Below are 21,589 nucleotides of genomic sequence, written 5' to 3'. Positions count from 1 at the left end.
CCAGGTGAAGAAGTTGCTCCGGTGGGTTGAACATCACACGCCTGGGCATTCTTCGAGCAGGCCGATTCCGATCAGCGGAGTAAAGTCCCTGGTAGGGGGATCGGGGTAAGGGGGTGGGCGGTGGCGAAGTTCCTGGCCGACGTGACCGTTGCGGTGCACATCCTCGCCTTGCTGCTGATCGGCCTCGGCGGGTTCCTCGCCTGGCGCTGGCCCAAGCTGATCTTCGTGCACATGTTCGCGGCGTTCTGGGGCATCCTCGTGAACGTCACGCCGGTGCCGTGCCCGCTGACCGCGCTGGAGAACTTCTTCCGGAACCAGGAAGGCCTCGGCGACCTGCCCGGCGGGTTCAACGCGTACTACCTCTACGACACGGTGTTCCCGCGTTCGTGGCTGCCGGCGATCGGCATCATCGCGGTCGTGCTGGTGATCTACTCGTACGTCGGCGTCTACCACCGGTGGCGCCACCGCGATCACCACGAGGACGCCCGCGCGCACGCCGTCCACCTGGGTTAGGCGACAATCGACGCCGTGAGCACACCCCACGACGTCGGGCCCACCGAGTGGGTGAGCCGCGAAGAGGTCGGCGTCGGCCCCTGGCCGGGTGACTGGCCCTCGGACGACCGCTACGACCCGGACCTGCTGCGCGACGGCGACCGCCGCAACGTCGTCGACAAGTACCGCTACTGGCGCCGTGAGGCGATCGTGTCCGATGTGGACGCCCGCCGCCACCCGTTCCACGTGGCCATCGAGAACTTCCAGCACGACCACAACATCGGCACGGTGGTCCGCACCGCCAACGCTTTCGCCGCGGCCGAGGTCCACATCGTCGGCCGCCGCCGCTGGAACCGCCGGGGCGCCATGGTGACCGACCGCTACCAGCACCTGCGCCACCACGACGACGTCGCCGGCCTGCTCACCTTCGCGGCCGAGCAGGGCCTCGCGGTCGTGGCGGTCGACAACACGCCGGGGTCCCAGCCGGTCGAGACGGCGGACATCCCGCGCGAGTGCGTGCTGCTGTTCGGCCAGGAAGGACCGGGCCTGTCGGAGGCCGCCCAGGCCACGGCGGCGCTGGTGGTGTCGATCGCCCAGTTCGGCACGACGCGCTCGATCAACGCCGGCGTCGCGGCGGGCATCGTGATGCACGCCTGGGTCCGGCAGCACGCGGACCTGTCCCAGGCCTGGTGATCAGGCCGGCGCGACCTCGACCGGGATGCCGTTCAGCACCGAGGTTCCCGACGGCACGTCCAGCAGCGTCTCGTCGGCGACCAGGTTCGAGTTGACGCCCGGGTTCGCGCTCGCCACCCGCGTGCGCGAACCGGCCACGTCGTGCCCCCAGCCGTGGGGGATGCTGATCACGCCCTCGCGGACCTCGTCCGTCACCTCCACCGGGACCTCCAGTTTCCCGGCGCGCGATGTCACCGACGCGAGACCGCCGTCGGTCAGGCCGAGGCGGGTCGCGTCGCTCGGGTGGACCTGGACCGTGCAGCGGTTCCCGCCGCGGACCAGCGGCGCGAGGTTGTGCATCCACGAGTTGTTCGAGCTGAGGTGCCGCCGGCCGATCAGCACCAAGCCGTCGTCCAGGGGGCGGGCCAGCTCGTCGCGCAGCCGCGGGACGTCCGCGACGATCGGTTCCGGCGCCAGCTCGATCCGTCCGGACGCCGTGCACAGCACCTCCGGGATCCGCGGCTTCAGTGCGCCGAAGTCGATGCCGTGCGGCGCGGCTTCGAGGTCGGCCAGCGTGACGTCGTACGGGCCGCTGCGCAGCATCAGGTCGACCAGCCGCGCGGGCCCGGTCCGGTCGCCGGTGACCTCCAGCTTGGCGCGCCGCGCGGTTTCGGCGGCGACGAAGTCGTCCAGCGCGGCGACGTCCGCTTCGGGCCCCTGACCGGTGACGATGCCGGTGAGGCGCAGCATGGTCTCCCATTCCTGCGGGAGCTTCGACGGCAGCGTCGGCGGCGTCCAGTTCGCGATGTTGCGCACCGAAAGCTGGTAGAACGCCAGGTCGAAGTGCGGCCGTTCGAGCGGTGACGGCCCGGGCAGGATGACGTCGGCCTGGCGGGACGTCTCGTTGAGGTAGACGTCGACCGAGATCATGAAGTCGAGGCCGTCGATGGCCGCGGCCAGGCGGCCCGCGTTCGGCGTGCTCAGGCAGGGGTTGCCGCTGACCGTGATCAGGGCGCGGACCTGGCCCTCGCCCGGGGTTTCGATCTCGTCGGCCAGCGTCGCGACCGGCAGCTCGCCGACGACCTCGGGGTAGCCGCGCACCCGGCTGTGCCAGCGGCCGACGGCGAACGGGCGCCGGTTCCCGGTCGGCGTGCACGCGGCCAGCGGGAACATCGCGCCGCCGGGCTCGTCGAGGTTGCCGGTGAGCACGTTGAGGACGTCGACCAGCCAGCTCGCGATCGTGCCGAACGTCTGGGTGGTGGTGCCGATCCGGCCGTAGACCACGGCGTTCTCGGCGTCGGCCAGGTCCAGGGCCATCCGGCGGATCTCGGCGGCGCCGATGCCGACGCGCGGCGCGACGGCCTCGGGGGTGAACGGCTGAGCCAGCGCGCGGACGTCGTCGAGGCCGTTGACGTGCTCCGCCAGCCGGCCGAGCTGGACGCGCTCTTCCGAGACCAGGACGTTGACCAGCGCGAACAGCAGCAGTGCGTCGGTGCCGGGCCGGATGGCGTGGTGCTCGTCGGCGAACTGCGCGGTGCGCGTGCGGCGTGGGTCGACGACGACGATCTTGCCGCCGCGCTCGCGGATCCCGCGCAGCCGCCCGCGCATGTCGGGCGCGGTCATCAGGCTGCCGTTGGACACCAGCGGGTTCGCGCCGAGGATGAGCAGGTGCCGCGTGCGGTCGACGTCGGGCACCGGGATGGCGAGCGGGTCGCCGAACATGGTGCCGGACGAGTAGTGCTTCGGCATCTGGTCGACCGACGTCGCGCTGTAGAAGTTCTTGGTGCCCAACGCTTTGTAGAGCACACGGCTGTAGAGCGTCAGCGCGATGTTGTGCACGCCGGGGTTGCCCGCGTAGACGGCGACGGCGTTGCGGCCGTACTTCTCGAGGAGCGGCGGGAGCCGCCGGTCGATCTCGTCGTAGGCCTCCTGCCAGCTGACCTCGACGAACTCGCCGTCGCGCTTGAGCAGCGGCGCGGTCAGCCGGTCGGGATCGTGGTGCAGCGCGCCGAGCGATGCGCCCTTCGGGCAGATGTAGCCCTTCGAGAAGACGTCCTGCTGGTCGCCGGTGACGCGGGTGACCTGCTGGTTCTCGTCCAGCGTCACCTCGAGGCCGCAGGTCGCTTCGCACAGCGGGCAGGTGACGTGTGCCGTGGTCATGAGTACCTCGCAGGCCGTCGGGTCCTTCAACATACCGAGCGGTATGTCGGTGGGCAAGGCAGGATTGCCCGCATGGACGTCTCGGCCGCCGAACGCGCGGTGACCTCGCGGCACCTGCGCCGGGTGTGGGGGCTGCCCGGCACGGTCCTCGGCCGCAGCGGCTGGCCGGCGACGCCGGGGCAGCGGCTGCACTGGCACTGGAACTACTGGTGGCAGGCGCACCTGCTGGACACGCTGATCGACGCCCAGCTGCGTGCGCCCTCGGCGTCCCGGCTCGCCCTGATTCGTTCGTTCGTCCGCTCGGTGCGGCTGCGCAACTTCGGCCGCTGGACGAACGACTTCTACGACGACATCGCGTGGCTGGGCCTTGCGCTGCAACGGGTTCAGTCACTGGGCATCGACGTCGGCCCGGCACTGGCGGCGATCGACACGCAGCTCCTGTCGGGCTGGACGGAGGCGGCGGGCGGCGGCATCTGGTGGCGCGTCGGCGACGAGTTCAAGAACGCCCCGGCCAACGGCCCGGCGGCGATCTTCCACGCCCGCTCCGGCAACCGCACCCGCGCCCGCGAGATGACGGACTGGCTGACGTCGACCCTGGTGGACCCGTCGACGGGCCTGGTCTGGGACGGCATCCGGACGGACACGGGCGAGCTGGTGAAGCACATTTACACGTACTGCCAAGGGGTCTACCTCGGCGCGTGCCTAGAACTGTCCTTAATGGACGAAGCGGCGCGGACGGTCCGGGCGGTGGCTGAGCATTGCGCGCCCGGCGGCGTGATCCGCGGCCAAAGCGGCGGCGACGGAGGTTTGTTCGCGGCGATCCTGGCGCGCTACCTGGCTTTGGCGGCGCGGTCCCTTCCCGGCCCCGAGGCCTCGGTGGCGCGATCGCTGGTGCTCACGTCGGCCGATGCGTGCTGGTCAGGCGCGTCGGAGGGCCCGGTGTTCAGCGCGTTCTGGGACCGCCCGGCACCCTCGCCGTTGCCGAAAGACGCCCCGGAGCGCGACATGTCGGTCCAGGTCGGCGGCTGGATGCTGCTCGAAGCGGCGGCGACGCTGTCCCAGACGTCGTGAGTGTTTAGGGCGGTTAGAACCGCCCTAAACACTCACGACAAGCCGCGGTAGGACGCTCGGCCTCAGCAGCCGCAGGACGCGCCGTGCAGGAACCTCGGTGTCAGCAGCACCGACTCCGGGGGCCGGTCCGGGTCGGCCATTCGGGACAGCAGCAGCTGCACCGCCCGGCGGCCGATATCGGCGATCGGCTGGACCAGTGTCGTCACCGCCGGGCTCACCCGGCGGGCCCAGTCCATGTCGCCGTAGCCGACCACGGCCAGCTCCGAGCCGATGCGGATGCCGCGGCGGTGGGCCTCGTACTGGACGCCCACCAGCATCGCCTCGTCCGCCACCACCAGCGCCGTCGGGGAGGGCCAGCCGTCCAGGAGCTTGGCCGTCGCGCGGGCCGCTCCGCCCGACGTCGACAGGCCGCTCTCCACCAGTTCGCGGTTCCAGCGCAGGCCCGACTGCTCCAGGCCGAGGCGATACCCCCGGACGCGCTCGCGGCTGACGTCCTGGCCGTCGTCGCCCGAGATCAGGCCGATCTTGCGGTGGCGGCGCTCGATCAGGTGCTTCACCAGCGTGCTCATCGAGTGGACGCTCTCCGTGCCCACCTGGTCGACGTCGTTGCGCGCCGCGACGCGGTCCATCAGGACCGTCGGCACGCCCATCCGGACCAGGCCGTTGACCACCGCTTCGTCGCCCGGCGTGGGAACCAGCAGCACGCCGTCCACGAGGTCCGCCCGCAGCGCGCGGACGACCGCGGCCTCTTCGCTGACGCTGTCGCCGGTGTCGGCCAGGGTGACGTCGCAGCCGGCCTGTGCGGCGGCGGCCCTGATCGAGCGCAGCAGCTCACCCGAATCGGGGTGCGCTTGCGCACCCAACGCGACGCCGATCCGGTAGGTGACCGGGGGGTCCCAGAACCGGAGCTCCGGCGAAAGTGCCGTCATAAGCCCTCGCAGACGCTCAGCCGAAAGGTATCCGCTGAGCGGCCGGGCAGCGGCCTTAACACCCCAGAATCACTGATGTGAGTGAACCGCCGGGCAGCCGCACGACTCTCGGTGACGCAGGGTTGGCGGTAGGCGCACGGTTTCGGCCTTGCGGGCCGGGTCGTTGATGCGCGCCAGCAGCAGCCGCACCGCCTGCCGGCCGATCTCCTCGATCGGCTGCGCCATCGTCGTCAGGGGCGGGTCCACCAGGTCGGCCCACTCGACGTCGTCGTAGACGACCACCGGCAGGTCCTGCCCGATCTTGAGCCCGCGCCGCCGCGCTTCGTGCAGCACCCCGACCATCATGCTGTCGTTGCCGACCACCAGCGCGGTCGGCGGTTCGGGAAGCGCCAATAGCTGGCTGACGGCCAGCGCGCCGCCCTCGTGCGACGAGTTTCCGCAGGCCACGAGGTCGGCTGACCACGTCAGCCCGGAGCGGCCGAGCCCCAGCCGGTAGCCCAGCACGCGCTCCTCGCTGGTCGAGAGCCCGGGCGCGCCGCTGATCATGCCGATCCGCCGGTGCCCGAGCGTGGCCAGGTGCGCGGTCAGCGCCGACGTCGCCTGGATGTTCTCCGTACCCACCTGGTCGACGTCGACGCGGGTGGTCAGCCGGTCGATCAGCACCGTCGGGACGTCGAGGGAGACCAGCTCGCCGATCACCGAGCCGTCGCCCGGCGCCGGCGTGATGAGGAGGCCGTCGACGCGACGGGAGCGCAACGTCCGGACCGTGTCACGCTCCGTGTTCACCGTGTCGTGGGTGTCGGCCAGCAGCACGGTGTACCCGTGCGTGGACGCCTCCCGCTCGATCGCCTGCATCAGCGTCGCGAAGTACGGGTTCGCGACGAGCGAGATCGCCATCCCGATCGAGCGGGTGCCGCCGGTGACCAGCGAGCGCGCGATGGCGTCGCCGGTGTAGCCGGTCGTCTCGATCGCCCGCAGCACCGCCGCCTTGGTGTCCTCGGCGACCGCGCGCGTTCCGTTCACCACGTGCGAAACGGTCGTGATCGAGACGCCGGCGAGCTCGGCGATGTCCCGCTGGGTCGGCCGCGATGATCTCGGCTGGGGCATACCAATCCTTACCTGGGGGTAACTCGGCAAGCGTTTGCGCAAACGCTTGCGTCCGGGGTTGAGTCTGTCTACCTTCCCGACCATCGGCAAGCTTCGACCTATAAAAGGGTGGGAACCCATGAGACAGCGAAGTCTCACAGCACTCGCGCTGGCCGCCGTCCTCGCCACGACGACCGGGTGCACCGTGGAACGCCACTGGGGTGGCAACACGAACACCGGTGGCAGTGGAAAGGCGAAGGTCGGCCTGGTCACCAAGACCGACACCAACCCGTACTTCGTGGCGTTGCGCGAATCCGCGAAAGCCACCGCACAGGCCAACGGCGCCGATTTCAGCGCCCTCGCCGGTCAGTTCGACGGCGACAACGACGGCCAGGTCCGCGCCATCGAGAACCTCGTGCAACAGGGCGCGAACACCATCCTCATCACGCCCAGCTCGTCGACCGGCGTGCTGAAGGCGATCAAGGACGCCCGCGACGCCGGGATCCTGGTCATCGCGCTCGACACCGCGACCGAGCCGCCGGACGCCGTCGACGCCACCTTCGCCACCGACAACTTCGCGGCCGGCCAGCAGCAGGGCGCGTACGTCAAGGCGGCGCTCAAGGGCACTCCGCCCAAGCTGCTGATGGTCGACGGCACGGCCGGCAGCTCGGTCGACACCCAGCGCCACGGCGGCTTCCTCAAGGGCATCGGGCTGACCGACGGCTCGCCCGAGATCAAGGGCCACACCGCGGCCAACGGCGACCAGAGTCTCGCCCAGCAGGGCATGGAGAACCTGCTGCAGCGCACCACGGACATCAACGCCGTGTACTCGATGAACGAGCCGATGGGCCGCGGCGCCAACGCGGCGCTGAAGGCCCGCGGGCTCACGAACCAGATCGTCATGGGCTCGATCGACGGCGGCTGCGAAGGCGTCCAGAACGTCAAGGACGGCCTCTACGCCGCGACCGTCATGCAGTTCCCCAAGAAGATGGCCGAGCAGGGTGTGCTCGCCGCCGTCGAGTACGCGAAGACCGGCAAGAAGCCGACGGGCTTCGTCAACACCGGATCCGCCGTGATCACCGACAAGCCCCTGCCCGGCGTCGAAAGCCACGACACCGCGTGGGGCCTGCAGAACTGCTGGGGAGGCGCGAAATGACCACGGCCACCGTCGCTCGTTCGTCCACAAAGGAACGTGAGTCGCTCGGCGAGTTCCTCCTCCGCGCCCCCGCGGTCGGCCCGGCACTCGCGCTGATCGTCGCGATCGTGGTGTTCTCGCTGTCCACGGACACCTTCTTCGACCTCGACAACCTCTCCACCGTCGTCCAGCAGTCGCTGGTCGTCGGGACACTCGCGCTGGGCCAGACGCTCGTCATCCTCATCGCGGGCATCGACCTGTCCAACGCGTCGTCGATGGTCGTCGCGACGCTGATCATGGCGAAGCTGGCCGCGGCCGGCACCAACGGCTTCGTCGCGCTGCTGGCCGGCGTCGTGCTGACGATCATCGTCGGCATCTTCATCGGCTCGCTCGCCACGCGGATCAAGCTCCCGGCGTTCATCATCACGCTCGGCACGTTCACCATGCTCACCGCGGTGTCCAAGCTGATCGCCGGCGGCCAGGCCGTGCCGGTGACCGACGGCCTGCTGCAGTGGCTCGGCACCAAGCGCTACCTCTTCGGCGGCATCCCGATCACCTACGGCATGACGCTGGCGCTGCTGATGTACCTCGGGATCTGGTACGCGCTGACGAAAACCGCGTGGGGCAAGCACGTCTACGCCGTCGGCAACGCGCCGGAGTCCGCGCGGCTGTCCGGCATTAAGGTCAACCGCACGGTCCTGTCGGTGTACATCGTGGCGGGCCTCGCCTTCGGCCTCGCCGCGTGGCAGGCGCTCGGCCGGACGCCGAACGCCGACCCGAACCAGTTCCAGCTCGGCAACCTCGACTCGATCACCGCCGTCGTCCTCGGCGGGACGAGCCTGTTCGGCGGCCGCGGTTCGGTGCTGGGCACGTTGATGGGCGCGCTGGTCGTGGCGGTGCTGCGATCCGGGCTGACGCAGATGAACGTCGACGGCAACTACCAGGACCTCGCCACCGGGGCCCTGCTCATCGCCGCCGTCGTGGTGGACCGGATCGCGAGGAGGCAGCAGTCATGACCGAACCGATCCTGCAGGCCCGTGGCCTGGTGAAACGCTACGGCCGGGTGACCGCCATCGACGGCGCCGACTTCGACCTGCTCCCCGGCGAGGTGCTCGCCGTCGTCGGCGACAACGGTGCCGGGAAGTCGTCACTCATCAAAACCCTGTCCGGGGCGGTTATCCCGGACGAGGGCGAGATCAAAGTGGACGGTGAGACCGTCCACTTCAAGTCCCCGTTGGACGCTCGCCAGTACGGGATCGAGACGGTGTACCAGGATCTCGCCGTCGCGCCCGCGCTGGACATCGCGTCGAACATGTTCCTCGGCCGCGAGAAGCGCATCGGCGGTGCGTTCGGGCTGTTCCGCAAGCTCGACACCGCCACCATGCGGTCCGAGGCGCAGCGGATCCTCGACGAACTGGGCATCAACATCAAGTCGATCACCCAGCTCGTGGAGACGCTCTCCGGTGGCCAGCGCCAGGGGGTCGCCGTCGCGCGCGCGGCGGCGTTCGGCACCAAGGCCGTGATCATGGACGAGCCCACCGCCGCGCTCGGCGTCGCCGAGTCCGGCAAGGTGCTCGACCTGATCGGCCGGATCCGCGACCGCGGCCTGCCGGTGGTGCTGATCAGCCACAACATGCCGCACGTGTTCGACATCGCCGACCGCATCCACGTGCACCGCCTCGGCAAGCGCGTCGCGGTCGTCTCGCCGAAGACGCACTCGATGAACCAGGTCGTCGGCCTGCTCACGGGGGCGTTGCGGCTCAACGAGAACGGCGAGATCGAAGAGGCGGCTGCCGCGACCCACGTGGCCGGCTTGAAATGAGGGTGCTGCTGGCGGGCTTGTGCACCGTGGACGTCGTCCAGCGGGTCACGGAGCTTCCGGCACCGGGCGAGAAGGTGCAGTCGCTGCAGGTGGACGTCGCGGCCGGGGGGCCCGCGACGAACGCCGCGGTGACGGCCGCCGCGCTCGGGGCCGAGGCGACGCTGCTGACGGTCCTCGGTGCACACCCGCTGGCGGCGCTCGCCCGCGCCGACCTCGAAACCCACGGCGTCCAGGTCGTCGACCTGGCCCCCGAACACCCCGATCCACCGCCGGTCAGCGCCGTCGCCGTCCGCGACCGCGACGGCGAGCGCACGGTCGTCTCCCGCAACGCCGAAGACCGCACTTTCCTGGCGAAAGATCGGTTTTTTGGGGCTGGCGGGGTTGGTGGGGCTGATGTGGTGCTGCTGGACGGGCATCTTCCGGAACTCGCGCTGGACGTCGCGAAGGCGGCCAGGGCCGCGGGTGTGCCGGTCGTGCTCGACGCCGGGAGCTGGAAGCCCGTGCTCGACGCGCTGCTGCCGCTGGTCGACGTCGCCGCCTGCTCCGCGCACTTCCGGGCACCGGAACCCGGCCTCCACCAGCGGGGCGTGCCGACCGTCATCACCACGTCCGGCCCTGGTCCGGTGCGGTGGTCGACCGCGGACGGGCGTTCGGGAGAGGTGCCCGTGCCGGCCGTCGAAGCGCGGGACACACTAGGTGCGGGAGACGTCTGGCACGGCGCGCTCGCCGTCGCCGTGGCGCGAGAACACACGGTGGCGGACCGGATCCGCTTTGCCAACGAGGTGGCCGCCGAACGGGTGCGGTTTGTGGGACCGCGGTCTTGGACGACCGCGATCGCAGGAAGGAACAGGACATGACGGCGTTCGACGACCTGCTCGCCCGGGCCGAGGGGCTGACCGTGCGCGGGCAGCGCAACGTGCTCGGCATCATCGGGGCGCCCGCGTCCGGCAAGACCACGCTGGCCTGGGCGCTGGCCAACGCGCTCGGTTCGCGCGCCGCCGTGGTCGGGATGGACGGTTTCCACCTGGCGCAGGTCGAGCTGCGCCGGCTCGGCCGCGCCGAGCGCAAGGGCGCGCCGGACACCTTCGACGCGGCCGGCTACTACCACCTGATCCGCCGCCTCGCCGAAGGCCGCGAGACGGTGTACGCGCCGGAGTTCCGCCGCGAGATCGAAGAGCCGATCGCGGGCGCGGTCGCCGTCGCCCCGGAGGTCCAGCTGGTCATCACGGAGGGCAACTACCTCCTGCTGCCGGACGACCCGTGGAGCGCCATCCGGCCGCTGCTCACCGAGGCCTGGTTCCTCGCGCCGGACGAGCCCGAACGCATCGAACGGCTGGTGTCGCGCCACCGCCGTTACGGCCGTTCGCTCGTCGAGGCGCGCCAGCGGGCCCTCGGCTCGGACCAGCGCAACGCCGACCTGATCACGCAGACGCGGGACCGCGCGGACCTCGTGCTGGAGAACCTCCCGCTGGTCAACTTCGCGCTGTGAGCGTCCTGATCGTCACCGGCGGCAGCCGGGGGATCGGTGCCGCCATCTGTGAACTGGCCGCATCGCGGGGGTACGACGTCGTCGTCAACTTCTCGGGTGCTGCCGCGCCCGCGGAGGAGGTCGCGGAGCGCGTGCGGGCCTTCGGGCAGCGAGCGCTGGCGGTCCGCGCCGACGTCTCGGCCGAGGACGACGTGCGCGCGTTGTTCGACGCCGCCGCGTCCCTCGGGCCGGTCGACGCGCTGGTCAACAACGCCGCCACCACGGGAAACACCCCCGGCCGGCTCGACGGGTACGAGGTCGACGTCGTCCGGCGCACCCTCGACGTGAACGTCACCGGCGTCTTCCTCTGCTGCCGCGAGGCGGTCCGCCGGATGTCGACGCGGCACGGCGGCGCGGGCGGCGCGATCGTCAACATCTCCTCGACGGCCGCGCGCACCGGCTCGGCCGGGGAGTGGGTGCACTACGCCGCGTCGAAGGCCGCCGTCGACACCCTGACCTTCGGGCTCGCCCAGGAGGTCGCGGGTGAGGACGTCCGGGTCAACGCCGTCGCGCCCGGGATGATCCACACCGGGCTGCACGCGGCGGCCGGCCTGCCGGACCGGATGGCGAAGTACGCCCCGCTGATCCCGATGGGCCGCGCCGGCCAGCCGGTCGAGATCGCCGAAGCGGTGCTCTGGCTGCTGTCGCCGGCGGCGTCGTTCACCACCGGCGCGGTGCTGGCCGTCGGTGGCGGTCGGTGATCGTGCGCGTACGTTACGATACCTCGAAATAACGGTCGGTCACCAGCGTCCGCGTACTGGGACGGCCGGAGACGGCGAGATCACGATTGTCCCGGGAACTTGGTCACCGACGTTTTGCCAAGCGAACGCTGTGCAACTCTGGGGAGCCGCCACGCGAAAGGACGGCTTCGAAAGCCATGGCGAAACTCATGTCCGTGCACCACCTGGCGCTGACCGTGACCGACGTCGACCGCAGTGTGCCGTGGTACGCCCGGGTCCTGGACCTCGAGGAGGTCACCCGGCGCGAAGAGCCGGACACGGGACTGCGGAAGGTCGTGCTGCGCTCCGCCGGGGACGAGTTCTCCGTCGTGCTGGTGCAGCACGCCGACACCGGCCGACGCGGCTTCGACGAACGCCGGACCGGGCTGGACCACGTCGCGTTCAAGGTGGGTTCGGTGACCGAGCTGGTCGAGTGGGAGGACCGGCTCGCCGAGTTCGGCGTCTCCTACCTGCCGGCCGCGCCGTCGCGCACCTTCGAGGGATCCCGGGTGGTCGTGTTCCGCGACCCCGACGGCATCCAGCTGGAGATCTGGGCCGACCCGGAACTCTGAGTCAGGCGCGCGCGTCGTCCGTCTCATCGGCCTTTTCGACGGGACGGCGCATTTCCTGGCGGTAGCGCAGCACGCCGTACGCGGTCCCGAACACGAAGAACGCCACGCTGGCCCAGAGCGCGGCCGTCTTCAGCCACGGCAGCACGTCCAGCAGGCCGGCGCCGTAGTAGCCGAGCAGCACGAGCGTCGGCACCCAGAGCAGCCCGCTGAGCGCCGTCGCCAGCATGAACCGGCGCGGGTCCATCCGGGCGGCCCCGGCGATGAGCGGCGCGAGCGTGCGGATCCACGGGATCCACCGCGCGGCGACGATCGCGAAGAAGCCCCGGCGGTCCAGGAACTCCTGCGCGCGTTCGAGGCTCTGCCGGTTGAGCACCTTGCCGTCGCGCCGCGCGATCAGCTTGGAGCCACCGGTGCGCCCGATGTAGTAACCGATCTGGTTGCCGAGCACGGCGACGATCAGCGCGGCGCCCGACAGCAGCCACGCGTTGAGGTCCGAGCCGTGCTGGGCCAGCACCACGCCGGCGCCGAACAGCAGCGAGTCGCCGGGCAGGAACAGCCCGATGATCAGCGCGCATTCGACGAGCACGAAGCTCAGCACGATCACCCAGACGAGCACGGGCCCGGCGGTGTCCAGCCAGCTCACGCCGACGCCCGCGGCCTCCACGCTCACGACGTTCACCCCCGAAGCCTACGTGCCCCAGGTGAACGCCCCGCGGCCAACGACCGAATCGAGCGGTCCGGAAGCCGCGCCCCGCACCAACCGTGAAGGCCCCCTCACCAGCGGTGAGGGGGCCTTCGACGAGGGTTTCTCAGAACTGCGGCAGTGACTCGCCCTGGACCGCTTCGATGTCCAGCTCGACCTTCACCGTCGTGCCGACCGCCGCGACGCCGGCGCGGACCATCGCGCTGTAGTTGATCGCGAAGTCGTTGCGGTGCAGTTGCGTCTCGGCGTGGAACGCGACGCGGACGCCGCCCCACGGGTCCGGGCCCCAGCCGCCGTAGGTCAGCTCCAGCTCGATCTCGCGGCGCTCGCCGTGCAGCGTCAGGTCGCCGACCAGCGTCCACGAGTCCACGCCCCGCTGGCGCATCCCCCGGCTCGCGAACGTGATCACCGGGTGGACGTCGACGTCGAGGAAGTCCGGCGACCGCAGGTGGTCGTCGCGCATCCGGATGCCGGTGTCGATGCTCGCCGCCTTGATCTCGGCGTGCACCGACGACTGCTCGGCCGGGCGGCCGATCTCGAGCCGGCCCGACACGTCCGGGAACCGCGCCTTGATGCTCGCGATGCCCAGGTGGCGGGCGGTCGCGACGACCGACGAGTGCATCGGGTCGATCGTCCACGCCCCGGCGGGCGGCAGGTCGATCGCCTCGGCGACCGGGGCCAGCACGACGTCGCCGAGCGAGCCGGTGCCGTCCGAGGCGATCTGCGCCATCCGGGCGACCGGGGTGTACCCGGCCGCCGTGACGACCGCGGTGTAGGTGCCCGGCGCGAGCGCGTCGGTGGCCACCTCGCCGCGGACGTCGGCCGCCTGCCGCGAGACCTGGCGCCCGGCCGGGTCCGTGACGGTGAGCACCGCGTGCTCCACCGCCCAGCCCTCGGCCGTGCGCAGGGTGGCGCGCAGTCCGGTCATGACCGGTCGACCAGCTCGTCGAGGGCCTGGTCGTAGCTCAGCCGGACGTCGTGGTCCGCTTCGCCACCGGTCAGCTCCACCTGGCTGGTCGCCGGCGGGTAGCCGCTCGCGACCACGGTGTAGGCGCCCGCGGGCAGGTCGCTGACCAGGTACCGGCCTTCGCTGTCGGTCCGGGCCACGGCGGCCACGTTGCCTTCGGGGTCGAGCACGGTGATCCGCGCGTCCGGGACGATCCGGTCGCCCTCGGTCCGCGCGGTGCCCGCGAGGAGCACCGAGCTGGCCAGCTCGACGTCGTGGCGCAGCACGCCGCTATCCGGCACGGTGAGCGTCACCGCGACGGGCCGGTAGCCCGGGCCGCTGGCGACCAGGGTGTAGGCCCCGGCGCCGACGCCGATGAAGGCGTAGGTGCCGTCCGTGGTCGTGATGAACGCGCCGTTCACCTCGCCGCGGCTGTCGGTCAGGGTGACCGTGACGCTCGCCAGCGGCGCGCCGGTGGCGGCGGCCTTCACGGTGCCGGTCAGCTCGCCGGACCCGGTGAGCGTGACGTCGACCGTCGCCGGCCCGTTGCCGATCACGACGCTGGAGGCCTGCGGCTGGTGGCCGTGGGCCGACACGATCAGGACGTAGGCGCCCGGGCCCTGGCTGGGCACCGAGTAGCTGCCGTCGCCCGATCCGGTGGCCCGCGCGACCTGGCGGCCGCGCTGGTCGATCAGGGTGAGCGCGGCGCCCGCCACGTGGCTGCCGTCCTGGCGGCGCACGTGCCCGATGACCGGCACGCCACCCGCGCCGACCGGAGTGTCGATTTCGGCGTCCGAGATCGAGTTCGTGATCGGCAGCGCGCCCGACACGGCCTGGTAGTCACCGTGCCCGTTGCTCAGTGCGTGCTTCCCGCCGCCCACGAGCGCCGGTTCGCGGTCGAGCGGGCGGACCGGCTCGACGATCTCGGTGGGCGCGTCCGCGAAGTCGTCGGCCTCGGCATCGGCGTCGAGGAACGCTTCGCCGCCTTCGACCGCCGCCGCGGCGGGGTTCATCCCGGCCAGCGGGATCTCCTTCATGAACAGCAGCACGACGGTGGCCAGCAGGGCCACCGCGCCCGCGACGTAGAACACCGTGGTGATCGACTCGGTGAAGCCGATCAGCACCGGGGTCTTGATCGCCTCGGGCAGGTCCTGGATGCCGCTGGTGTTCTCGGACAGGTTGGCGACCCCGGCACCCGCACCCGCCGGCAGCTTGCCGCCGAAGGCCTTGGTGATGTTCGGGCCCAGCGTGTTGAACAGGATCGTCAGGAAGATCGCGACACCGGCGGTACCACCGATCTGGCGGAAGAACGTCGCCGACGCGGTCGAGGCGCCCATGTCGCTGCGCGGGCCGGCGTTCTGCACCGCGATGACCAGCGTCTGCATGCACTGGCCGAGGCCGAGGCCGATGATGGCCGCGGCGACCAGCGGGTGCCACAGCGCCGAGTTGTACTCGACCTGCGCGAAGAAGAACGCGCCGACCGCGATCAGCAGGGTGCCGAGGATCGGGAAGATCTTGTAGTGCCCGGTCTTGGACGTGATCCGGCCGGAGACGATCGAGCTGGTCATGATGCCCGCCATCAGCGGCAGCATCAGCAACCCGGACTCGGTCGGCGTGTAGCCCTGCACGACCTGCATGAACTGCGGGATCATCGTGATCGCGCCGAACATCGCCACACCGACGATGACACCGCCGATGATGGCCACGGTGAACGTCGAGTTCTTGAACAGCCGCAGCGGGATCAGCGCGGCGTCCTTCATCAGCCGTTCGATCAGGATGAACGCGATCACGCCGACGCCGCCCACGACGTAGCAGAGGATCGCCTTGCCGTCGCCCCAGCCCCACTTCTGGCCCTGCTCGGCGACGATCAGGAACGGCACGACCGCGACGACGAGCGCCAGCGCGCCCCACCAGTCGATCTTCTGGTCGTGGCGCTCGTGCGGCACGTTCAGCACCTTCGCCACGACGAACAGCGCGATGATGCCGATCGGGACGTTGATCAGGAAGACCCAGCGCCAGCCGGAGATGCCGGCCAGGGTGTCGAAGCCGGCGAAGAAGCCGCCCAGCACCGGGCCCAGCACGGTCGAGAGACCGAACACGGCGAGGATGTAACCCTGGTACCGCGGGCGTTCCCGCGGCGGGACGACGTCACCGATGATGGTCATGGCCAGCGACATCAGACCGCCGGCGCCGAGGCCCTGGACCGCGCGGAACGAGGCCAGCTCGTACATCGACGTCGAGAAGCTCGAGGCCAGCGAACCGGCGACGAAGATCGTGATCGCGGCGAGGTAGAACGGCTTGCGGCCGTAGATGTCGGACAGCTTGCCGTAGATCGGCGTGACGATCGTCGAGGTGATCAGGTACGCCGTGGTGGCCCACGCCTGCAGGTCGAAGCCGTGCAGGTCGTTGGCGATCTTGACGATCGACGTGCCGACGATCGTCTGGTCGAGCGCCGCCAGGAACATGCCGCACATCAGCCCGCTCAGGATCGTGACGATCTGGCGGTGGCTCAGCTGCGGCAAGGCCTTCGACGGCAATGGCAGATCGGGTTTTTCGACGGTGGTGCTCATGCAGTGGCCCCCTTGGCCGGTGCAGCGGTCGGCGCCTGCGCGTCCGCCAGCTGTGGAGAGTGTTTCTCGATACCTGTGTTGAGCCGGCCGAAGAGCCGGTTGAGGTTCTGGCGGTCCGTTTCCGACCAGTCCTCGAGCACTTCGGCCAGCCACTGATTGCGTTGCTTGCGGTTCTCTTCGAACACCCGGAGGCCCTCGGCTGTCGGCGCGAGCAGGCAGGCCCGCCCGTCCTCGGGGTCGGCCTGGCGCTCGACCAGGCCGTGCTGGACGAGCGAGCTCGACTGCCTGCTGATCGTCGAGATCTCGGCGTGCAGCGACTCGGCCAGCCGGCTGGTGCGCTGCGGGCCCTCGTGGATGAGGGTGAAGAGGATCGCGTAGGCCGCCCGCTCGATCCCGTCCGGTCCCTGCTTGGAGACCTGGGACTTCGCCTTGTTGATCAACCGGATGAAGCGCACGAGCTCATGGCCGAGCGAGTCGGCCAGATCCAGTTCGGCCCGTGGCCGGGCTGCTGCTGAGCTGTCGGGTGCCATGGTTGGTCCTCACGCGGCTTTGGTTGGCGGCTGCAACTAGTTGCCTCAGGCAAGGATGTGCCTTTACGGACGGTTCTGCAAGCGAGGACCGCCCGATGTGTCACAACACACTTTAGTTGCCGTATGCAAGCAGATTCCCGTGCCCCAGTTTGTCGCTTCTGTGCGGTTCGAGGGCGCTGAGCTGCGCTTATGGGTGACACCCGGCCGTGTGAGCGCGTCCTCCGGACTGCGGAACAACGACGGCGCCGACGGGTTGGAAGGGGTATGACCGACGACACAGCGTTGAAGGAATTCATCACCGCGCGCCGCCACGGCGTCCTGGCCACCATCCGCCGCGACGGCCGGCCGCAGCTGTCCACCATCACCCACCTCTACAACCCGGAGACGGACACCGTCACCGCGTCCATCACCGAGACCCGGGCGAAGACGAAGAACATGCGCCGCGACCCGCGGGTCACCTACCACGTGGGCAGCGAGGACGGCTGGAGCTACGTGGTCGCCGAGGCCCGCGCGGAGCTGACGCAGCCGGCCGCCGCGCCGGACGACGCGACCGTGGAGGCGCTGGTCGACTACTACCGCCGCGCGGCGGGCGAGCACCCGAACTGGGCCGAGTACCGCGAGGCCATGGTCACCGACCAGCGCGTACTGCTGACCCTGCACTTCGACAAGGTCTTCGGCGTGATCCGCTGACCCGGGCTTGTCCTGAAGGGCACCCTCATGGCTTGTATGTCCCTGAAGGTGCCCTTCACGGCATTGCGCGGACCGGGCGGATTCGAAAGAAGATTTCCGCAGTGCGGACTATCCGGGCTTACCATGAAGTCATGAGCGACGAAGCTTTGGTCACCCGGCTCCGCGACCTGCTCGGCAAGAGCGCCGTGCTCACCGACTCCGACGTCACGGCGTCGTACTCGCGCGACATGATGCCGCTCGCGCCCTCGGGCACGCCGCTGGCCGTGGTGCTGCCCGAGAACACCGAGCAGGTGCAGGCCGTCGTGAAGGCCTGCGCCGAGGCGAAGGTGCCGATCGTGCCGCGCGGGGCGGGGAGCGGGCTGTCCGGCGCCGCCAACGCCATCGAGGGCTGCGTGGTGCTCGCGCTGACCAAGCTCAACGAGATCGTCGAGATCGACGCCGGGAACCGGCTGGCCGTCGTCCAGCCCGGGGTCGTCAACCTGGACTTCCGCAACGCCGTCGAGAAGCACGGCCTCTTCTACCCGCCGGACCCGTCCAGCTACGACTGGTGCACCCTCGGCGGCAACCTCGCCACCAACGCCGGCGGCCTCTGCTGCGTGAAGTACGGCGTCACCACCGACTCCGTCCTCGGCCTCGAAGTCGTCTTGGCGGACGGCGAGATCCTCCGGACCGGGCGGCGGACCGTGAAGGGGGTCGCCGGGTACGACCTCGCGCGGCTGTTCGTCGGCAGCGAGGGCACGCTCGGCGTCATCACGCAGGCGACTGTGCAGCTCAAGCCGCTGCCGCAGGCGCCGGCGACGTTCGTCGCGGGCTTCAGCAGCACCGAAGCCGCCGGTGAGGCCGTCGCGCGGGTCGTCCGTGAAGGGCTCGTGCCGTCGCTGCTGGAGATCATGGACGCGTCCTCGATCAAGGCGTCCGAGGCCTACCTCAAGACCGACCTCGGCGCGGGCTCGGACTGCCGGGCCCTGCTGCTCGGCCAGTCCGACGCCGGCGGCGAGGTCGCCCGTCGCGAGCTGGCCAAGCTCGAGCAGATCTGCGTCGACTGCGGGGCCGACCTCGCGTACACCACCGAGGACCTCGAAGAAGGCCGGATGCTGCTGCAGGCCCGCCGGGTCGTGCTGACGGCCCTGGAGACCTACGGCCTCTGGCTCACCGACGACGTCTGCGTGCCGCGCACGCGCATCGCCGAGCTCATCCGCGGCTGCGAGAAGGTCAGCGAAGACGTCGGCCTGCGGATCGCCGTGGTCGGGCACGCCGGCGACGGCAACATGCACCCCACGATCGTCTACCGGCCCGAAGACCCGGACGAGTTCGCCCGCGCCCAGCGCGCGTTCGACGAGATCCTCGAGATCGGGCTCTCGCTCGGCGGCACCGTGACCGGCGAGCACGGCGTCGGCAAGATCAAGCGCGAGTGGCTGGAACGCGAGATCGGCCCGGTCGGGATGCGCGTCCACCGGGAGATCAAGCGGGCCCTCGATCCGGAGAACCTGTTCAACCCCGGCTCGATGTTCTCGATGACCTGATCCCGTGGAACGGCGAAGGGCCCTCACCGCCGACCGGTGAGGGCCCTTCGCCGTCTTCGGAAAGTCAGTCCTTGATGCGCGGGATGCGCTGCGTGACCTCGGGGTCGGACGACGCCATCGCGGCCGACGCCTTCTTCTCGCGCCGCGACTTGAGGTACTCGAACAGGATCGGGACGACCGAGACCAGCACGATCAGCACGAAGATCGAGTCGACGTTGTTCCGGATGAAGCCGATGTTCCCGAGCAGCGACCCGAGGATCGTGATGCCCGCGGCCCACAGGATGCCGCCGATGACCGTGTACGTGAAGTAACGCTTCGGATCCATCCGGCCGATGCCGGCGATCCAGGTGATGAACGTCCGGACGAAGGGCACGAACCGGGCCAGCACGACCGCCTTGGGGCCGTGCTTCTCCAGGAACTCGTGCGTCTTGTCGATGTACTCGCGCTTGAAGAACTTCGAGTCCGGCCGGTTGAACAGCTTGGGCCCGGCGAAGTAGCCGAGGTAGTACCCGACGACGTTGCCGAGCAGCGCCGCGACCGTGACCAGCACACACACCAGCCACAGCGAGGCGTCGAGGGTGCCGTTCGCGATGAACAGGCCGGCGGTGAACAGCAGGGAGTCACCGGGCAGCACCGGGAAGACGCTGCTCTCGATGAAGATGATCAGGCACAGCACCGCCAGGACCGGCGTAGTCAGGCCGCTCAGCAAGTGCTGCGGGTCCAGCCATGACGGCAGCAGCGACATCGTGTTGACCGTGCTCTGGGCGAGAATCACCTCAAAAACGGTACAGGGTCACCCTGAGTGCCTGATAAGACCCGTTCAGACCAGGGTGAGCAGGCCCACCACGGACCCCGCGGCGAGGCCCAGCAGGACCGCCAGCATCAGGATCCAGTACGCCGGGAGCTGCGCGCCGGACGACGCCGGCTGCCGGACGGTCTCCGGCTCCGGGCGCGGGGTGAACGTCGTGGGCGCGTCGGCGTCGGCGTCGTCCAGCGCCGCGCGTTCCCGTTCGAGGGAGTCCGCGCTGGCGCCGGAAAGCAGCCCGTACGCCGAGGGCAGCTCGGCGGGGGTGGCCAGCGCGTCCGTGGGCACGGCGTCGGTACCCGGCTCGGAGTCCCGGGCCGGGGCGGGCGACACCTGCGGGGCGAAGACGGCTTGCGCGCGAAGGGCGTCCGCCAGCAGCTGCTCGGGGTCCTTCGGCTCGCTCATCCCGCCCGTCTCCTCGTGGTCGTTCAGGTGCTCAAGGTAGCCGTTCCCACCTCGGCGACCCATTGTCCCCGCCGCAGCACCTTGGCCGGCCGCAGGTCCGTGTCGAGCACGACGATGTCCGCGACCTTGCCCGGCGTGAGCGAGCCGGTGCGGTCGGCGATGCCGAGCAGCTCGGCGGGCCGCAGCGATGTCGCGTGCACGGCGTCGAGGATGCCGAGTTTCGCACCGTTGAGGAGGTTGCGGAAGGCGGTGTCCATCGTCAGGGTGCTGCCGGCCAGCGAACCGTTGTCCGCGAGGGTGGCGACGCCGTCGTGCACGTCGACCTCGAGCCGGCCCAGCGTGTAGCGGCCGTCGGCGGCGTCGGTGGCCGACATCGCGTCGGTGATGAGCACCGTCCGGTTGCGCCCCGCGTGCTTGGCGGCCAGCCGCACCACGGTCGGGTGCAGGTGCACCAGGTCGCAGATGAGCTCGATGGTGATGCGCTCGTCGTCCAGCAGCGCGCCGACCGGGCCGGGCTCGCGGTGGTGCAGCGGGCGCATGCCGTTGAACAGGTGCGTCGCGACGCTCGCGCCGGCGTCGATCGCCGGCAGCAGCTGCTCCTCGACGCCGTCGGTGTGCCCGATGGCGGCGATGACGCCCGATTCGGCCAGCTGGCGGACGGCCTTCACGCCGCCGTACAGCTCGGGGGCGATGGTGACCATCCGGATCGCGCCCTGGCCGGCCCGCAGCAGCTTGTCGACCGTGCCTGTGTCGGGCTCGAGCAGCGTCTCCGGGTCGTGGGCCCCGCAGCGGGCCTTCGAGATGAAGGGCCCCTCCAGGTGGATGCCCGCGACCTCGCCGTCCTGGACGATCTCACGCAGCGCGGCCACCTGCTCACGCAGGATGTCCACCGGATCGGAGACCAGGCTGGCGAGCATGGTCGTGGTGCCGTGACGGCGGTGCGCTCGCACCGCCGTCAACAGCTCTTCGGGATCGAGGGAGGTGAACGAAGCACCTCCCCCGCCGTGGCAGTGGGTATCGACGAATCCAGGTACGACCAGTGCCCCGCCGACGTCCACGTGCTCGCCGGACGGCGGGGTCCCCGAACCCACGCCGGCGATCCGCCCGTCGGAGACGGCTACCCAGCCGTCGTCGAGTACACGGTCCGGGGCGGCGACCCGGCCGCCCATGATCACGAAATCTCCGGCGCCTCTCACGCACCCCAGCATATATTGGTCTGGACCAAGCATGG

22 protein-coding genes are annotated in these 21,589 nt (G+C 70.4%); 12 read left to right on the top strand and 10 right to left on the bottom strand.

Annotated features, from left to right (window positions below; genetic code table 11):
* The first annotated feature begins 120 nt into the window (after positions 1-120).
* Positions 121-513, top strand: coding sequence for a DUF2784 domain-containing protein (locus OHS58_RS36025; protein ID WP_247059320.1), 393 nt, complete (start codon positions 121-123; stop codon positions 511-513).
* 15 nt (positions 514-528) lie between these two features.
* Entirely contained in the window at positions 529-1,185 is a 657-nt protein-coding gene (locus tag OHS58_RS36020; protein ID WP_247059319.1) for a TrmH family RNA methyltransferase, read from the top strand.
* Here OHS58_RS36020 and OHS58_RS36015 read toward each other — a convergent pair whose 3' ends face one another.
* Entirely contained in the window at positions 1,186-3,324 is a 2,139-nt protein-coding gene (locus OHS58_RS36015) for a molybdopterin-dependent oxidoreductase (RefSeq protein WP_328645414.1), read from the bottom strand.
* A gap of 72 nt (positions 3,325-3,396) precedes the next feature.
* Here OHS58_RS36015 and OHS58_RS36010 point away from each other — a divergent pair, with 72 nt between their 5' ends.
* The gene (locus tag OHS58_RS36010) at positions 3,397-4,395 is read left to right on the top strand and encodes a glycoside hydrolase family 76 protein (RefSeq protein WP_328645413.1); all 999 of its coding nucleotides are present in this window, start codon (positions 3,397-3,399) and stop codon (positions 4,393-4,395) included.
* A 62-nt stretch (positions 4,396-4,457) separates the two neighbouring features.
* Here OHS58_RS36010 and OHS58_RS36005 read toward each other — a convergent pair whose 3' ends face one another.
* Both OHS58_RS36005 and OHS58_RS36000 read right to left on the bottom strand, forming a co-directional pair.
* Positions 4,458-5,324, bottom strand: coding sequence for a LacI family DNA-binding transcriptional regulator (locus OHS58_RS36005; RefSeq protein WP_326945235.1), 867 nt, complete (start codon positions 5,322-5,324; stop codon positions 4,458-4,460).
* 69 nt (positions 5,325-5,393) lie between these two features.
* Positions 5,394-6,431 carry a LacI family DNA-binding transcriptional regulator gene (locus OHS58_RS36000; protein WP_247059310.1) on the bottom strand — a complete coding sequence of 346 codons (1,038 nt, stop codon included), beginning with the start codon at positions 6,429-6,431 and terminating at the stop codon, positions 5,394-5,396.
* Between the two features lie 118 nt (positions 6,432-6,549).
* On the opposite strand from OHS58_RS36000, the gene OHS58_RS35995 reads away from it, so the two are divergent.
* The 7 genes from OHS58_RS35995 to OHS58_RS35965 all read left to right on the top strand — a co-directional run bounded on the left by OHS58_RS35995 (position 6,550) and on the right by OHS58_RS35965 (position 12,186).
* The gene (locus OHS58_RS35995; protein WP_328645412.1) at positions 6,550-7,566 is read left to right on the top strand and encodes a substrate-binding domain-containing protein; all 1,017 of its coding nucleotides are present in this window, start codon (positions 6,550-6,552) and stop codon (positions 7,564-7,566) included.
* Positions 7,563-8,561 (top strand): ABC transporter permease, encoded by a 999-nt coding sequence (locus tag OHS58_RS35990; protein ID WP_328645411.1) that lies wholly within the window; start codon positions 7,563-7,565, stop codon positions 8,559-8,561. The genes OHS58_RS35995 and OHS58_RS35990 overlap by 4 nt, the downstream gene beginning before the upstream one ends.
* Complete coding sequence (locus tag OHS58_RS35985; RefSeq protein WP_247059304.1) at positions 8,558-9,367, top strand: ATP-binding cassette domain-containing protein; 810 nt, start codon at positions 8,558-8,560, stop codon at positions 9,365-9,367. The genes OHS58_RS35990 and OHS58_RS35985 overlap by 4 nt, the downstream gene beginning before the upstream one ends.
* Positions 9,364-10,224 (top strand): PfkB family carbohydrate kinase, encoded by an 861-nt coding sequence (locus OHS58_RS35980; protein WP_328645410.1) that lies wholly within the window; start codon positions 9,364-9,366, stop codon positions 10,222-10,224. Before OHS58_RS35985 ends, OHS58_RS35980 begins: the two co-directional genes overlap by 4 nt.
* Positions 10,221-10,856, top strand: a complete 636-nt coding sequence (locus OHS58_RS35975; RefSeq protein ID WP_247059300.1) for a nucleoside/nucleotide kinase family protein — start codon at positions 10,221-10,223, stop codon at positions 10,854-10,856. The genes OHS58_RS35980 and OHS58_RS35975 overlap by 4 nt, the downstream gene beginning before the upstream one ends.
* Positions 10,853-11,596: an SDR family oxidoreductase gene (locus OHS58_RS35970; RefSeq protein ID WP_328645409.1), complete on the top strand. Its 744-nt coding sequence runs from the start codon at positions 10,853-10,855 to the stop codon at positions 11,594-11,596. Before OHS58_RS35975 ends, OHS58_RS35970 begins: the two co-directional genes overlap by 4 nt.
* A gap of 176 nt (positions 11,597-11,772) precedes the next feature.
* Positions 11,773-12,186 carry a VOC family protein gene (locus OHS58_RS35965; RefSeq protein ID WP_247059298.1) on the top strand — a complete coding sequence of 138 codons (414 nt, stop codon included), beginning with the start codon at positions 11,773-11,775 and terminating at the stop codon, positions 12,184-12,186.
* Between the two features lies 1 nt (position 12,187).
* On the opposite strand, the gene OHS58_RS35960 is transcribed toward OHS58_RS35965, so the two are convergent.
* The 4 genes from OHS58_RS35960 to OHS58_RS35945 form a co-directional block, all read right to left on the bottom strand.
* Positions 12,188-12,865 (bottom strand): DedA family protein, encoded by a 678-nt coding sequence (locus OHS58_RS35960; protein WP_328645408.1) that lies wholly within the window; start codon positions 12,863-12,865, stop codon positions 12,188-12,190.
* A gap of 130 nt (positions 12,866-12,995) precedes the next feature.
* Positions 12,996-13,817 (bottom strand): YceI family protein, encoded by an 822-nt coding sequence (locus OHS58_RS35955; RefSeq protein WP_326945228.1) that lies wholly within the window; start codon positions 13,815-13,817, stop codon positions 12,996-12,998.
* Positions 13,814-16,405 carry an MFS transporter gene (locus OHS58_RS35950; protein ID WP_326945227.1) on the bottom strand — a complete coding sequence of 864 codons (2,592 nt, stop codon included), beginning with the start codon at positions 16,403-16,405 and terminating at the stop codon, positions 13,814-13,816. Before OHS58_RS35950 ends, OHS58_RS35955 begins: the two co-directional genes overlap by 4 nt.
* On the bottom strand, positions 16,402-16,935 hold the full coding sequence (locus tag OHS58_RS35945) for a MarR family winged helix-turn-helix transcriptional regulator (RefSeq protein ID WP_247059290.1): 534 nt from the start codon (positions 16,933-16,935) through the stop codon (positions 16,402-16,404). Before OHS58_RS35945 ends, OHS58_RS35950 begins: the two co-directional genes overlap by 4 nt.
* Before the next feature lie 264 nt (positions 16,936-17,199).
* On the opposite strand from OHS58_RS35945, the gene OHS58_RS35940 reads away from it, so the two are divergent.
* Together OHS58_RS35940 and OHS58_RS35935 are read left to right on the top strand one after the other, a co-directional pair.
* Positions 17,200-17,625, top strand: a complete 426-nt coding sequence (locus OHS58_RS35940) for a PPOX class F420-dependent oxidoreductase (protein WP_328645407.1) — start codon at positions 17,200-17,202, stop codon at positions 17,623-17,625.
* Between the two features lie 131 nt (positions 17,626-17,756).
* Entirely contained in the window at positions 17,757-19,148 is a 1,392-nt protein-coding gene (locus OHS58_RS35935; RefSeq protein WP_326945225.1) for an FAD-binding oxidoreductase, read from the top strand.
* Positions 19,149-19,212: 64 nt separating this feature from the next.
* On the opposite strand, the gene OHS58_RS35930 is transcribed toward OHS58_RS35935, so the two are convergent.
* Genes OHS58_RS35930 through nagA form a run of 3 tightly spaced genes read right to left on the bottom strand, consistent with a single transcriptional unit; the run spans position 19,213 to position 21,533 of the window.
* Complete coding sequence (locus OHS58_RS35930; protein ID WP_326956586.1) at positions 19,213-19,923, bottom strand: DedA family protein; 711 nt, start codon at positions 19,921-19,923, stop codon at positions 19,213-19,215.
* A 45-nt stretch (positions 19,924-19,968) separates the two neighbouring features.
* Positions 19,969-20,358 carry a hypothetical protein gene (locus tag OHS58_RS35925; protein WP_326945223.1) on the bottom strand — a complete coding sequence of 130 codons (390 nt, stop codon included), beginning with the start codon at positions 20,356-20,358 and terminating at the stop codon, positions 19,969-19,971.
* A gap of 23 nt (positions 20,359-20,381) precedes the next feature.
* A complete protein-coding gene (gene nagA, locus OHS58_RS35920; protein ID WP_326951713.1) occupies positions 20,382-21,533 on the bottom strand; it encodes an N-acetylglucosamine-6-phosphate deacetylase in 1,152 nt (383 codons plus the stop codon).
* Positions 21,534-21,589 lie beyond the last annotated feature (56 nt).

This window comes from Amycolatopsis sp. NBC_00348, assembly GCF_036114655.1.
Lineage (GTDB): Bacteria > Actinomycetota > Actinomycetes > Mycobacteriales > Pseudonocardiaceae > Amycolatopsis.
Note: the sequence above shows the minus strand (reverse complement) of the source record. Positions and strands in the feature narration are given on the sequence as shown.